11 protein-coding genes and 1 pseudogene are annotated in these 13,688 nt (G+C 72.7%); 4 read left to right on the top strand and 8 right to left on the bottom strand.

The features are described from left to right. The first annotated feature begins 5 nt into the window (after positions 1–5). From K7G61_RS08275 to K7G61_RS08285, 3 genes are all read left to right on the top strand, one after another. A complete protein-coding gene (locus K7G61_RS08275; protein WP_225846024.1) occupies positions 6–1,019 on the top strand; it encodes a TIGR03842 family LLM class F420-dependent oxidoreductase in 1,014 nt (337 codons plus the stop codon). Between the two features lie 84 nt (positions 1,020–1,103). After that, the gene (locus tag K7G61_RS08280; protein ID WP_225846025.1) at positions 1,104–2,123 is read left to right on the top strand and encodes an inositol monophosphatase family protein; all 1,020 of its coding nucleotides are present in this window, start codon (positions 1,104–1,106) and stop codon (positions 2,121–2,123) included. After that, complete coding sequence (locus tag K7G61_RS08285; RefSeq protein ID WP_225846026.1) at positions 2,120–3,553, top strand: NAD(P)/FAD-dependent oxidoreductase; 1,434 nt, start codon at positions 2,120–2,122, stop codon at positions 3,551–3,553. The genes K7G61_RS08280 and K7G61_RS08285 overlap by 4 nt, the downstream gene beginning before the upstream one ends. A gap of 126 nt (positions 3,554–3,679) precedes the next feature. Here the strand turns inward: K7G61_RS08285 and K7G61_RS08290 are convergent, their stop codons facing one another. Next, positions 3,680–4,189, bottom strand: coding sequence for an NUDIX hydrolase (locus tag K7G61_RS08290; RefSeq protein WP_225846027.1), 510 nt, complete (start codon positions 4,187–4,189; stop codon positions 3,680–3,682). 150 nt (positions 4,190–4,339) lie between these two features. Here K7G61_RS08290 and K7G61_RS08295 point away from each other — a divergent pair, with 150 nt between their 5' ends. Continuing rightward, the gene (locus K7G61_RS08295; RefSeq protein WP_374204087.1) at positions 4,340–5,518 is read left to right on the top strand and encodes a glycerate kinase; all 1,179 of its coding nucleotides are present in this window, start codon (positions 4,340–4,342) and stop codon (positions 5,516–5,518) included. A gap of 87 nt (positions 5,519–5,605) precedes the next feature. Here K7G61_RS08295 and pssA read toward each other — a convergent pair whose 3' ends face one another. The 7 genes and pseudogenes from pssA to K7G61_RS08330 all read right to left on the bottom strand — a co-directional run bounded on the left by pssA (position 5,606) and on the right by K7G61_RS08330 (position 13,611). Then, positions 5,606–6,475 (bottom strand): CDP-diacylglycerol--serine O-phosphatidyltransferase, encoded by an 870-nt coding sequence (gene pssA / locus K7G61_RS08300; RefSeq protein WP_374204088.1) that lies wholly within the window; start codon positions 6,473–6,475, stop codon positions 5,606–5,608. Beyond that, positions 6,462–7,109: a phosphatidylserine decarboxylase gene (locus tag K7G61_RS08305; protein ID WP_225846030.1), complete on the bottom strand. Its 648-nt coding sequence runs from the start codon at positions 7,107–7,109 to the stop codon at positions 6,462–6,464. Before K7G61_RS08305 ends, pssA begins: the two co-directional genes overlap by 14 nt. Before the next feature lie 191 nt (positions 7,110–7,300). Then, positions 7,301–8,512 (bottom strand): acyl-CoA dehydrogenase family protein, encoded by a 1,212-nt coding sequence (locus tag K7G61_RS08310; protein WP_225846031.1) that lies wholly within the window; start codon positions 8,510–8,512, stop codon positions 7,301–7,303. Positions 8,513–8,514: 2 nt separating this feature from the next. Beyond that, complete coding sequence (locus K7G61_RS08315) at positions 8,515–9,018, bottom strand: MaoC family dehydratase (RefSeq protein WP_225846110.1); 504 nt, start codon at positions 9,016–9,018, stop codon at positions 8,515–8,517. A 2-nt stretch (positions 9,019–9,020) separates the two neighbouring features. Then, positions 9,021–11,084, bottom strand: a pseudogene (locus K7G61_RS08320) (protein meaA); the annotation flags it as partial. After that, positions 11,033–12,382 (bottom strand): crotonyl-CoA carboxylase/reductase, encoded by a 1,350-nt coding sequence (gene ccrA / locus K7G61_RS08325; RefSeq protein ID WP_225846033.1) that lies wholly within the window; start codon positions 12,380–12,382, stop codon positions 11,033–11,035. The pseudogene K7G61_RS08320 and the gene ccrA, both read right to left, overlap by 52 nt. Before the next feature lie 443 nt (positions 12,383–12,825). Next, a complete protein-coding gene (locus K7G61_RS08330; RefSeq protein WP_225846034.1) occupies positions 12,826–13,611 on the bottom strand; it encodes a TetR family transcriptional regulator in 786 nt (261 codons plus the stop codon). Between the last annotated feature and the right edge of the window lie 77 nt (positions 13,612–13,688).

The following is a 13,688-nucleotide window of genomic DNA, read 5'->3' on the forward strand; positions in this document are numbered from 1 at the left end:
GCGTCATGGACTTCGGCCTCGTCCTGCAGACCGACCCGCCGGCCTCGGAGGTCGTCGCCCTGATGCGCCGCGCCGAGCGGGCCGGCTTCACCCACGGCTGGACCTTCGACTCGGCGGTGCTGTGGCAGGAGCCGTTCGTCGTCCACAGCCGGATCCTGGACCACACCGACCACCTGACCGTCGGCACCATGGTCACCAACCCCGGCACGCGCACGTGGGAGGTCACCGCCTCCACCTTCGCCACCCTCAACTCGATGTACGGCAACCGGACGATTTGCGGCATCGGCCGCGGCGACTCCGCGATGCGGGTGGCGGGCCGCGAACCGAACACCCTGGCCAGGCTCGGCGAGGCCATCACCGTGATCCGCGACCTCGCCGAGGGCCGGCAGGCCGTGGTGGACGGCACGCCGCTGCGACTGCCCTGGGTCGAGAACGGCAGGCTGCCGGTGTGGATGGCCGCCTACGGCCCCAAAGCGCTGGCCATGGCAGGGGAGAAGGCCGACGGCTTCATCCTGCAGCTCGCCGACCTCTACCTCACCGAGTGGATGGTCAAGGCGGTGCGCGGGGCCGCCGAGAAGGCGGGCCGCGACCCGTCGTCGGTCGCCGTGTGCGTGGCCGCGCCCGCCTACGTCACCGCCGACGACTCGCCCGGCGCCCTCGCCCACGCCCGCGAGCAGTGCCGCTGGTTCGGCGGCATGGTCGGCAACCACGTCGCCGATCTCGTGGGCCGGTACGGCGCCCACTCCTCCCTCGTCCCGCGGGAGCTGACCGCGTACATCGAGCGCCGGCAGGGGTACGACTACACCCGCCACGGCCGGGCCGGGAACCCCGACACCGCGTTCGTCCCCGACGAGATCGTGGACCGCTTCTGCCTGATCGGCCCGCCGCAGGCCCACCGGGCCAAGCTGGCGGCGCTGCGCGACCTGGGCGTCGACCAGTTCGCGGTCTACGACATGCACGACGCCAAGGAGCCGACCATCGACGCCTACGGCGCCCACGTCATCCCCGCGCTGCGATGACCGCCCGTCGCCGGTTCCCCCGTGACGGGACGGGCCCGCCTTTTTGCGGGCCCGCGCCGGGCGCCGGTCTGATTGGATGGCGGTATGGGCAACGAGGTCGGTGCGGACGGCGCCTGGGCGGCGGGCGGGGGCGGCGCCGGCGCGCGCGCCACGACGGGCGAGGACGTCGACGACGCGCTGCTCGCGGCCGTGGAGGCCACCGTCCGGGCCGCCGTCGACGCGGAGGTCCTGCCGCGCTGGCGGGCCCTGACCGACTCCGACATCGCCCGCAAGACCGGTCCGTACGACCTGGTGACCACGGCCGACCGCCGGGCCGAGGAGGTCCTCACCCGGCGGCTGACCGCGCTGCTGCCCGGTTCCGTGGTCGTGGGCGAGGAAGCGGTCGGCGAGGACCCCGCCGTGCTGGACCTGCTGCGGGGCGACGCCCCGGTGTGGGTGATCGACCCGGTCGACGGCACCGCCGCGTTCGTGCGCGGCGAGGAGGGCTTCTCCACCCTGGTCGCCCTCGTCCGGGGCGGCCGGCCGCTCGCCTCCTGGACGTACGCCCCCCGGCTCGGCCTGTTCGCGACCGCCCGCCGGGGACGGGGCGCCCACCTCGACGGACGGCGGCTGCGCACCGCGGGCTACGACGGCCCGCTGCGGGTCTGGACGTCCAACCCCGTCTACCGCAACGAGGAGGAGCGGGCGGTCCTGGCCCGGCTGGAGGCGGCCGGGGCGTCGTGCAGCCCGTGCCGCACCAGCGCCGGCCTGGTCCACCTGGACGTGGCCCGCGGGCGCGCCGACGCGGTCGCCTTCTTCTGGGAGGCGCCCTGGGACCACGCGGCCGGCCTGCTCCTGGTCTCCGAGGCGGGCGGCGCGAGCCTGACCGCCGCGGGCGAGCCGTTCCGCGTCACCGGGGGCAACGCGCTGCCGTTCACGGTGGCCAGGGACGAGGAGACGGCACGGCGGGTGATCGGCATCCTGAGAGGCGAGGGTTCGCAGAAGGAGGAGGCGGCTGTGCGCGCGGGTGGCGGAGGTACGGGCGGCAGGGGCACGGACGGGCGGACGGCCGCCGGGCGCGGGGGTTCCGGCGCCGGCGGACGGGCGAAGGCGGGGGAGCGGTGAGCCGGGCGGTCAAGGCCGACGCGGTGGTCGTCGGCGCCGGTCCCAACGGGCTGACGGCCGCCGTCGAACTCGCCAGGGCCGGCCTGTCCGTCCAGGTCTACGAGGCCGCGGACACCGTCGGCGGCGGCGCGCGCACCGAGGAGCTGACCCTCCCCGGCTTCCGGCACGACCCCTGCTCGGCCGTGCACCCCTTCGGCATCGGCTCGCCCGTCTTCGCCACGCTGCCGCTGGCCGAGCACGGCCTGGAGTGGCTGCAGCCCGAGGTGCCCATGGCGCACCCCTTCCCGGACGGCACCGCCGCCGTGCTCGGCCGCACGGTGGGCGAGACCGCTGCCTCGCTCGGCCCGCGCGACGCCGTCACGTACCGCAGGCTGATGGCCCCGTACACCGGTCACTGGGACTCCATCGCCGCCGACTTCTTCCGCCCGCCGTGGGCCGGGCTGCCCCGCGACCCCTACCGCTTCGCGCGCTTCGGCCTGACCGGCACGCCCCCCGTGGCCCTGCTGCGCTACCGCTTCCGCGAGGCGAAGGCCCGCGCGCTGCTGGCGGGGCTCGCCGGGCACGCCATCTCCCGGCTGACCGAGCCGTTCACCGGGGCGATGGCGCTGATGTTCGCGCTGGCCGCCCACGAGCGGGGCTGGCCGGTGGCGCGCGGTGGCTCGCAGGCCGTCTCCGACGCTCTGGCCGGCCACCTCGCGGAGCTCGGCGGCGAGGTGTTCACCGGGGTCACCGTGCGCAAGCTGGACGAACTGCCGCCGGCCCGGGCGTACGTCTTCGACACCTCGCCGACCGCCCTCGCCCGCATCGCGGCCCTCGGCGACGTCTACCGCGGCTACCGCTACGGGCCCTCCGTCTTCAAGATCGACTACGCGCTCGACGGCCCCGTCCCGTGGACCGCCGAGGCCGCGCGGCGGGCCGGCACGGTGCACATCGGCCCCACGTACACCGAGATCGGCGACGCCCTCGGCCGCGCGGTGACCGGCCGCCCGCCGCAGACGCCCTTCCTGATCACCTCGCAGCCCACCGTGGTCGACCCCTCCCGCGCCCCCGAGGGCAAGCACGTCTTCTGGGCGTACGCCCACGTGCCGCAGGGCTGGCACGGCGACGCGACCGACGCCATGGAGCGGCAGATCGAGCGGTTCGCGCCGGGCTTCCGCGACCTGGTGCTCGCCCGCGCGGTCAGCGGCCCCGCCGACCTCGCCGCCCGCAACGCGAACTACGTCGGCGGCGACATCGCCTGCGGGGCCTTCGCCGGCCTGCAGACCGTGCTGCGCCCGCGCCTGGCGGCGATCCCGTACGCGACCCCCCGGCCCGGCGTCTTCCTGTGCTCCTCGGCCACACCGCCCGGCCCCGGCGTCCACGGCATGAGCGGCCACAACGCGGCGAAAGCGGTGCTCAGGCACCTGCGGCGCGCCGCCGCTCGCCGCTGATCCCCGGCGAGCGGTACCGGCGGGGCGGGAACGGCCCTGCCGGTACCGGCTCGTCCTCGCCAGTGGTCACCCCGTCCGGCGCGTCACCCGCCGGCTCGTACGTGCCGACGGGTGCGGCCCGCCGCCTCAAGCGTCCGCGACGGCGTCCGCGGGACGGCCGTTGACGAGTTCCGCCGGGCCGGTGCCGGCCGGCAGCGCGGCCAGGGCGGCCCGTACGCGGCGGGCGGCTCCCGGGGTCAGGTAGGCGCCGAGTTCCTCCTGCGGCACCAGGCGCCAGGAGTCCAGCTCCTCCGCCTGGAGCCTGATCGCGGCGAACTGCTCCTCGGTGAGCACGCCGCCGTCGTACAGGTAGCTCGCCAGCGGCGGCCGGCCGGGGCCGGTCACCCAGTCCACCGCGATCAGCGCGCCCGGCGGGATGTCCAGGCCGATCTCCTCGGCCGTCTCCCGGCGTGCCGCCTGCCGCGGCGTCTCGCCCTCGTCGGACTCGATCGTCCCGCCGGGCAGTGTCCACGTCCCGTCCTGCCGGTAGTTCGGCTCCACGAGCAGAATCCGGCCGTCCTGCGAACGGAAGAGGGTGTTCGCTCCGGCGAGGATCCTGGGCAAACCCGCGATATAGGTGGCGAAGTCGGTGGTCATGGCGCCCAACCTACGGTGCCGCGCACGCTCGCGGGCTCCCGCGGCGGCACGGCGCGGCACGCGCGACCGCGCCGCGGCCCGGCCCCCCGGGTAGTGGGCAGGCGGGCGGCGCCGGGATAAGGTCCGAGGCGGCGCGACGTTCGTTTTCGGATGGGGAGTACACAGGTGTCCGGTACAGGACGGGGATCGACGCCCCGCGTGCTGATCGCGGCGGACAAGTTCAAGGGTTCGCTCACCGCTGTGGAGGTGGCCGCGCACGTGACGGCCGGCCTGCGCGCGGTGGTGCCCGGCCTCCCGGTGGAGTCGCTGCCGGTCGCCGACGGCGGCGACGGCACGGTGGACGCGGCGGTCGCCGCCGGCTTCCGGCGCCGTACGGTGCGCGTCACCGGGCCGCTCGGCGAGCCCGTCGAGGCGGCGTACGCGCTGCGCGGCGGCACCGCGGTGGTCGAGATGGCCGAGGCGTCCGGGCTGCGGCACCTGCCGCGGGGCGTGTTCGCGCCGCTGACCGCCACCACGTACGGCACCGGCGAACTGCTGCGGGCCGCGCTCGACGCCGGGGCCCGCACGATCGTCCTCGGGGTCGGGGGCAGTGCCACCAACGACGGCGGCGCGGGCATGCTCAGCGCCCTCGGCGCGCGGCTGCTGGACGCCGACGGCGTGCCCGTCGCACCGGGCGGCGGACCGCTGGCGGGTCTGGCCGCCGCCGACTTCGAAGACCTGGACCCGCGGCTGGCCGGCACCGAGATCGTCCTGGCGGGCGACGTGGACAACCCGCTGCGCGGCCCGAAGGGTGCGGCGGCGGTGTACGGGCCGCAGAAGGGCGCCACCCCCCAGGACGTGGCCGCCCTCGACGCGGCCTTCGGGCGCTACGTGGAGGTCCTGGGCGCGGCCCTGGGCGGCGGCGCCGTCCTGGCCGCGGACGCGCCGGGCGCCGGGGCCGCGGGCGGGATCGGCTACGGCGCGCTCGTCGGGCTCGGCGCCTCGTTCCGGCCGGGCATCGAGGTCATGCTGGAGGCGCTGGGCTTCGCGCAGGCGCTCACCCGGGCCGACCTGGTGATCACCGGCGAGGGCTCGCTGGACGAGCAGACCCTGCACGGCAAGGCCCCCGTCGGGGTGGCCCAGGCCGCCCGCGCCCGCGGCCTGGACGTCGTCGCGGTCTGCGGCCGCCTCGCGCTCCAGCCGGCCACCCTCGGCTCCGCCGGCATCCGCCGCGCCTACGCCCTGTCCGAGATCGAACCGGACATCGAACGCTGCATCGCCGAGGCCGGCCCGCTCCTGGAGAAGCTCGCCCAGACGCTCGCGCGGGACTTCCTGCTGCCGGCCATCTGAGCCGCGACGCGCCCGTGGGGGTGCGGGAAGGTGTCCCGCACCCCCACGGGCGCATGGCGTTCAGCGGGCCCCGCGGGCCTTCCGGAGTCAGCGGGCGGCGGCCCGGGCCTCGCGGCGGCTGGCGCGGAAGTCGTGCACGCGGCGGGTCGTCGCGAAGCCGGGGATGCACGCGGCGGCCGAGCACTGGAGGGCGCAGCCGGCCTGCAGGAGCTGGTGGCCACCGGGGATGTCGAAGGTCCAGGCGGCGATGCAGCCCATGCTGACCAGGGTCCAGCAGAAGGTGACCAGGGCCAGCCGGCCGCGCGGCTTGGGGTACTCGACCCGGCTCACCATGAGCCAGGCGATGCCCACGATCGCCAGGATCGTCGGGACGAAGGGCAGCTCCAGCAGGACCACGGAGACCACGGTCATCGCCCCGAAGGGGCTGGGCATGCCCTGGAAGACGCCGTCCCGCAAGGTGGTGCAGGAGAACCTGGCCAGCCGCAGGACGACCGCGAGGACCACCAGGACGGCGGCGGCCGCCGCGACCTTGCCGTGCCCGTCGCCCGAGACGATGCCCCAGACGATCACGAAGTAGGCCGGTGCCAGTCCGAAGCTGATCAGGTCGGACAGGTTGTCCAGTTCCGCGCCCATGGCGGAGCTGCGCAGCTTGCGCGCCACGAGCCCGTCGAAGAGGTCGAAGACCGAGGCCATCAGCATCAGCGTGACCGCGTTGGCCGCGCTGTGCTTGGACATCGCGCCGGTGTCGGTGCCCATCAGGTAGGGGACCAGCACGCCGGTGGTGGTGAAGTACACGGCCATGAAACCGCAGATCGCGTTGCCGAGGGTCAGCGCGTCGGCGATGGACAGCCGGGTGGACAGCGGGAGGTCGGCGACTTCGTCCTCCAGTTCGGTCACCCAGGAGGACGGGTCCGAGGACGACCGCGCCGACTGCCTTTCCGGGTCAGTCACGGTCAAGGCGTGTCACCCCAGCCATGGTGGTCTGGCCGACCTCGACCGCGGGCTCGACGCCCTCGGGCAGGTAGACGTCGACACGCGAGCCGAACCGGATCAGGCCGATCCGCTCGCCCTGCTCGACCTTGCAGCCGCGCGGCACGTAGGGAACGATCCGGCGGGCGACGGCGCCGGCGATCTGGACCACCTCGACGTCACCGAGGTCGGTGTCGAAGTGCCAGATCACCCGCTCGTTGTTCTCGCTCTCCTTGTTGAACGCCGGTACGTACCCGCCGCGGACGTGCTCGACGGAGGTGACCGTGCCCGCCAGCGGAGCGCGGTTGACGTGGACGTTCAGCGGGCTCATGAAGATCGCCACCCGCGTGCGCCCGTCCTTCCAGGGCATGATGCTCTGCACGACTCCGTCGGCCGGGCTCACCACCCGGCCCTTGGCGATCTCCCGCTCGGGGTCGCGGAAGAACCACAGCATCCCCGCCGCGAGTACGGAGGCGGGGACGGCCACGGCCGTCCAGCGACCGGATCGCCTGGCACGGGTGAGGCTGACCGCCGCTGTGGCCAGGGTGGGGACGAGCCACGGCGACGCGCCGCGCGCCAGACGGACCCGGCCGCGTGGCGCAGAGGAATGGCTGTGGGGCATGGGAGACCTTCGTAGCGGAGGGTGCCGCGAAACGTTTCAGGGGACGGCGGCTTTGGTCGATGGTATCGGCTGACACCGGCAACTGGGCAAGCTCGCAGGCGAGTCCATGGCCGGTTCCCGTGGCCTCCGCGCTCACCCAATGTGACCTTCGCCTCCTTTTCGGGCGGTGCAATAGGTGCGAATACCGACATTCAGCTCTGGATTTTGTACTCCTCCAGCAAGCGGCGGCCGATGATCATTTTCTGGATCTCCGCGGTTCCCTCGCCGATCAGGAGCATCGGTGCCTCCCGGTACAGGCGCTCGATCTCGTACTCCTTGGAGAAGCCGTAGCCGCCGTGGATGCGGAAGGCGTCCTCGACGACCTCCTTGCAGTACTCGGCGGCGAGGTACTTGGCCATGCCCGCCTCCAGGTCGTTGCGCTGCCCGGAGTCCTTCTTGCGGGCGGCGCTGACCATCATCTGGTGCGCTGCCTCGACTTTCGTACCCATTTCGGCAAGTTTGAACTGGATCGCCTGGTGCTGGGCGATCGGCTTGCCGAAGGTCTGCCGCTGCTGGGCGTAGGCGACGCCGAGCTCGAAGGCGCGCCGGGCGACCCCGCAGCCGCGGGCGGCCACGTTGACCCGGCCGACCTCGACGCCGTCCATCATCTGGTAGAAGCCGCGCCCGCCGCTGCCGCCCAGTACCCGGTCGGCCGGTACGCGCACGTCCTCCAGGATCAGCTCGGTGGTGTCGACGCCCTTGTAGCCCATCTTCTCGATCTTCCCGGGCACGGTGAGCCCGGTCACCTTCGGGTTCGGCCCGAAACCGGGCTCCTTCTCGATCAGGAAGGTCGTCATCGACCTGTGGGCCGGCGCGTCCTGCGGCTGCCCCTCGTCGCTGCGGCACAGCACCGCGACGAGATTGGCCGAGCCGCCGTTGGTCAGCCACATCTTCTGGCCGTTGAGCACATAGGCGTCGCCCTCGCGCACCGCCTTGGTGCGGATCGCCGACACGTCCGAGCCCAGGCCCGGCTCCGACATCGAGAAGGCGCCGCGCACGTCGCCGGCCGCCATCCTGGGCAGGAAGTAGTCCTTCTGCTCCTGGGTGCCGTGCTGCTTGATCATGTAGGCGACGATGAAGTGCGTGTTGATGATGCCCGAGACGCTCATCCAGCCGCGGGCGATCTCCTCGACGGTCAGGGCGTACGTCAGCAGCGACTCGCCCAGCCCCCCGTACTCCTCCGGGATCATCAGCCCGAAGATGCCCAGGTCCTTCAGTCCGTCGACGATCTGCGAGGGGTACTCGTCGCGGTGCTCCAGCTCGGTTGCGACCGGCAGGATCTCCTTGTCGACAAAGGCGCGAACGGTGGCCAGGATCTCCTGCTGGACGTCGGTCAGCCCCTCGGTCTGCGCAAGACGGCTCATGTTCACTCTCCCGCTTCCGGGCGCCCGGGCTGCTCGCCCCCGCGCTCCTTGATGTACGTGGCCGTGGGGACCATCACCTTGCGGCGGAAGACGCACACCACGGTGCCGTCCTGCTTGTAGCCGCGCGTCTCGACGTGGACGATGCCGCGGTCGTCCTTGGACTTCGACGGCCATTTGTCCAGCACGGTGGTCTCGCCGTAGATCGTGTCGCCGTGGAAGGTGGGTGCCACGTGGCGCAGCGACTCGATCTCCAGGTTGGCGATCGCCTTGCCCGACACGTCGGGCACCGACATGCCGAGCAGCAGCGAGTAGACGTAGTTGCCCACCACCACGTTCCGGCCGAAGTCGGTGGTCCGCCCGGCGTAGTTGGCGTCCAGGTGGAGCGGGTGGTGGTTCATGGTGAGGAGGCAGAAGAGATGGTCGTCGTACTCCGTGACCGTCTTGCCGGGCCAGTGCTTGTAGATCGCACCGACCTCGAACTCCTCATAGGTGCGGCCGAACTGCACAGTCATACCTCCAGCTTGTTGGCGCGGCGGATCTCATCCACGATCCGGCCGATGATCTCGGTGATACCGAAGTCCCTGGGGGTGAACACCGCCGCCACGCCAGCGGCGCGCAACTCCTTGGCGTCCGCGGCCGGGATGATCCCGCCGACCACCACCGGCACGTCGTCCACCCCGGCCCGGCGCATCCGCTCCAGCACATCGGGCACCAGGGCGGCGTGCGAGCCGGACAGGATGGACAGGCCCACGCAGTGCACGTCCTCGGCGACCGCCGCGGACACGATCTGCTCGGGGGTCAGCCGGATGCCCTGGTAGACGACCTCGAACCCGGCGTCCCTGGCCCGTACGGCTATCTGCTCGGCGCCGTTGGAGTGCCCGTCCAGGCCCGGTTTGCCGACCAGCAGCCGCAGTCTGGCGTCGCCCAGCTCGGCCGCGGTGGCCGCGACCTTGCGGCGGACCTCGGCGAGCGGGCCGCCCTCCTCGGCGGTCACCGCGACCGGCGCGCCGCTCACCCCTGTCGGAGCCCGGTACTCGCCGAAGACCTCGCGCAGCGCGCCGGCCCACTCGCCGGTGGTCACGCCCGCGCGGGCGCACTCCAAGGTGGCCGCCATCAGGTTGTCGCCGCCCGAGGCGGCCGCGCGCAGCGCCACCAGCGACTCCTTCGCCCGCCGCTCCTCGCGGCGGGCCCGCCACTCGTCGAGCGCCGCCACCACCCCGGCTTCGTTCGCCGGGTCCACCGTCATGATCGCGGTGTCCAGGTCGGCGGTGAGCGGGTTGGGCTCGGTCGCCTCGTGGACGTTGACCCCGACGATCTTCTCCTCGCCGGACTCGATCCTGGCCCGCCGCTCGGCGTGCGAGGACACCAGCTGCGCCTTCAGGTAGCCCGACTCCACGGCCGCCATGGCGCCGCCCATCCGCTGGATGTTGTCGATCTCCGCGGTGGCCAGCTCGACCAGTTCGGCCGTCTTGGCCTCCACGACGCGGCTGCCGGTGAACAGGTCGTCGTACTCCAGCAGGTCGCTCTCGTCCGCGAGCACCTGCTGGATGCGCAGGCTCCACTGCTGGTCCCACGGCCTGGGCAGGCCCAGCGCCTCGTTCCAGGCGGGCAGTTGCACCGCCCGGGCCCGGGCGTCCCTGGAGAGGGTGACGGCCAGCATCTCCAGCACGATCCGCTGGACGTTGTTCTCCGGCTGCGCCTCGGTCAGGCCGAGCGAGTTGACCTGCACCCCGTACCGGAACCGCCGGTGCCTGGGGTCCTCGATGCCGTAGCGCTCCCGGGTGAGCGTGTCCCAGATCCGGCCGAAGGCGCGCATCTTGCACATCTCCTCGACGAACCGCACCCCGGCGTTGACGAAGAAGGAGATCCGCCCGACGACCTCGCCCCGGCGCTCCGGCGCCACCTGCCCCGACGCGAACACCGCGTCCAGCACGGCGATCGCGGTGGACATCGCGTACGCGATCTCCTGCACCGGCGTGGCCCCGGCCTCCTGCAGGTGGTAGCTGCAGATGTTGATCGGGTTCCACTTCGGCAGGTGGTGGACGGCGTACGTGATCAGGTCCGTGGTCAGCCGCAGCGAAGGGCCGGGCGGGAAGACGTGCGTGCCGCGGGAGAGGTACTCCTTGACGATGTCGTTCTGCGTCGTCCCCTGCAGGCGCGTGAGGTCGGCGCCCTGCTCCTCGGCGACCACCTGGTAGAGCGCCAGCAGCCACATGGCGGTGGCGTTGATGGTCATCGAGGTGTTCATCCGCTCCAGCGGGATGCCCTCCAGCAGCCGCCGCATGTCGCCGAGGTGGGCGACCGGCACCCCGACCCGGCCGACCTCGCCGCGGGCCAAGACGTGGTCGGGGTCGTAGCCGGTCTGCGTCGGCAGGTCGAACGCCACCGACAGGCCCGTCTGGCCCTTGGCGAGATTGCGCCGGTACAGCTCGTTGGACGCCTGCGCCGTGGAGTGCCCCGCGTACGTCCGCATCAGCCACGGCCGGTCCTTGGCGACGCGCGAGGCGTGGCCCGCGGTCATCACGCGCCCCTGAAGCGGTTGATGGCCGGCAGGTGCCTGGCCCGCGTCTCGGGGTCGGTCACGCCCATGCCCTCCTCGGGCGCCAGCGCGAGCACGCCGACCTTGCCCTGGTGGAGGTTGCGGTGCACGTCGTACGCGGCCTGGCCGGTCTCCTCCAGCGGGTACGTGCGCGAGAGGGTGGGGTGGATCTTCCCCTTGGCGATCAGCCGGTTGGCCTCCCACGCCTCGCGGTAGTTGGCGAAGTGCGAGCCGATGATCCGCTTCAGGCTCATCCACAGGTACCGGTTGTCGTACTCGTGCCGGTAGCCCGACGTGGAGGCGCAGGTGACGACGGTGCCGCCCTTGCGGGTGACGTAGACCGAGGCGCCGAAGGTCTCGCGGCCGGGGTGCTCGAAGACGATGTCGACGTCCTCGCCGCCGGTCAGCTCGCGGATGCGCGCGCCGAACCGCTTCCATTCGCGCGGGTCCTGGGTGTTCTCGTCCTTCCAGAACCGGTAGTCCTCGGCGGTGCGGTCGATCACCGCCTCCGCGCCCATCGCGCGGCAGATCTCGGCCTTGCGCGGGCTGGAGACCACGCAGACCGGGTTGGCGCCGCCGGCCAGCGCGAACTGCGTGGCGTAGCTGCCAAGACCGCCGCTCGCGCCCCAGATCAGCACGTTGTCGCCCTGCTTCATGCCGGCGCCGTTGCGGGAGACGAGCTGGCGGTAGGCGGTGGAGTTGACCAGACCGGGGGCCGCGGCCTCCTCCCAGGACAGGTGCGCCGGCTTGGGCATGAGCTGGTTGGACTTGACCAGCGCCATCTCGGCCAGCCCGCCGAAGTTGGTCTCGAAGCCCCAGATCCGCTGCTCCGGGTCGAGCATGGTGTCGTTGTGGCCGTCCGCGGACTCCAGCTCCACGCTCAGGCAGTGGGCGACCACCCGGTCGCCCGGACGCCACTTGTTGACGCCGGGCCCGGTGCGCAGCACCACGCCCGCCAGGTCGGAGCCGATGACGTGGTACGGCAGGTCGTGCCGCCGGGCCAGCGGCGACAGCCGCCCGTAGCGCTCCAGGAAGGCGAAGGTGGACACCGGCTCGAAGATGGAGGTCCACACCGAGTTGTAGTTGACCGAGCTGGCCATCACGGCCACCAGGGCCTCACCGGGGCCGAGTTCGGGCAGCGGCACCTCCTCCACGTGCAGCGACTTGCGCGGGTCCTTGTCGCGGGTGGGCTGCCCGGCGAACATCTCGGCCTCGTCCTTGTGCACGGTCACCGCGCGGTACGACTCGGGCAGCTTCAGGCCCGCGAAGTCGGCGGCCGAGGTGTCCGGCTCCAGGATCGCGTCCAGGATTTCCTTCGTGTGACTCGTCATGTGACTCGCCTCCGGCGAAGCGTTCGTACTGCGCTGGCGCGGCGGGAACGCGAGGGTCGGGTGGGTGGGCCGTCGTCGGTCCGGCGAAGGGTGACGGTGGTACGGGGGGGGCCCTTGCGGGGCCCCGAAGGAGCCGCGGGGTGCTGCGGCCGAGCCTGGTGACGCAGGCGGGGTCCGGGCCTTGGGGACAGACGGCGTACGTGGGATCACCGCACGCCGCCCGCCCGGACTACGGATACGTTATGGCACCGCGTGCCAGTCGTAAAGACACTGCGTGCCAACAATTTCTCTCAAGTGTCACCCCGAGGCCACAGATGAGCAACAGGGGGACGCGCGTCACACGAACGGCGGCCACCCGGACCGGTCCGGGTGGCCGCCGTTCGGTTCAGCGGGTAGTCAGCGGGTGAAGGGATCCTGGGGCCGGCTCCTTGCGCGGAGCCTCCTCAGCTCTTGCGCAGGGCCTCCTCGATGGTGGCCAGGATCTGCGCGGGGGAGGCGTCGGTGCGCGCCACGGCGACGACCACCTCGCCCTGGCGCGAGACCGCCGCCGCGGTCCCCGCCCGGGACGGTATGCGGCCGGCTCCTATGCCGGTGCCGAAGGTGGCCTTGATGACCTCGAAGGCATGGTCGAGCTGCGCCTCCACGTCGCCTTTGCCGCCGGCCCGCAGCCATCGGCGCAGTACGTGGTTGTGGGCGGCCACCACCGCGGAGGCGGCGACCTCGGCCAGCAGCGGGTCGTCGTCGCCGTCGCGATGCGCGCCCTCGTCGAAGTGGCCCAGCAGGTAGCGGGTGAAAAGCCGCTCGTAACGGGCCACCGAGGCGATCTCGCGCTCCCGCAGGGTGGGCACCTCGCGGGTCAGCCGGTACCGCTCCACCGACACCTCGGGCATGTACGCGTACATCCGCAGCACCTCGGTGATGCCGCGGCACACCGTGTCCAGCGGGTGCTCGTGCGGATCGGCGGAGTCCAGGACGGCCTGCACCCGTACCAGCGTGTCGTCGTGGTCCGGGAAGATCGCCTCTTCCTTGGAACGGAAGTGACGGAAGAACGTCCTGCGGGCGACCCCCGCGGTCGCCGCGATCTCGTCGACGGTCGTCGCCTCGTAACCCTGGGTGGCGAACAGGTGCATGGCGGCCGAGGCGAGGTCCTGCCGTACCCTCTGGCGCTGGGCGGCGGCGCGCCTGCCGTTCGCGGTTTCGGGGACATCGGACTTCACGGACTGGGACATGTGGGGAACGTAACACGCCCGGCGCCCGCGCCCGGCGGCCGGCGGAAAACCGCCCCAGCTCGCCGGGCGGGCGGCGC

It is taken from the genome of Streptomyces sp. HPF1205, assembly GCF_020400825.1.
In the GTDB taxonomy this organism is placed as follows: Bacteria; Actinomycetota; Actinomycetes; order Streptomycetales; family Streptomycetaceae; genus Actinacidiphila.

Bases quoted from the DNA above. Each gene is read 5' to 3' on its own strand.
- ccrA (WP_225846033.1), bottom strand. From the start codon at position 12,382: ATGACGAGTCACACGAAGGAAATCCTGGACGCGATCCTGGAGCCGGAC.
- K7G61_RS08310 (WP_225846031.1), bottom strand. From the start codon at position 8,512: ATGAGCCGTCTTGCGCAGACCGAGGGGCTGACCGACGTCCAGCAGGAG.
- K7G61_RS08290 (WP_225846027.1), bottom strand. From the start codon at position 4,189: ATGACCACCGACTTCGCCACCTATATCGCGGGTTTGCCCAGGATCCTC.
- K7G61_RS08305 (WP_225846030.1), bottom strand. From the start codon at position 7,109: ATGCCCCACAGCCATTCCTCTGCGCCACGCGGCCGGGTCCGTCTGGCG.
- K7G61_RS08330 (WP_225846034.1), bottom strand. From the start codon at position 13,611: ATGTCCCAGTCCGTGAAGTCCGATGTCCCCGAAACCGCGAACGGCAGG.
- K7G61_RS08275 (WP_225846024.1), top strand. From the start codon at position 6: ATGGACTTCGGCCTCGTCCTGCAGACCGACCCGCCGGCCTCGGAGGTC.
- K7G61_RS08295 (WP_374204087.1), top strand. From the start codon at position 4,340: ATGGGGAGTACACAGGTGTCCGGTACAGGACGGGGATCGACGCCCCGC.
- K7G61_RS08280 (WP_225846025.1), top strand. From the start codon at position 1,104: ATGGGCAACGAGGTCGGTGCGGACGGCGCCTGGGCGGCGGGCGGGGGC.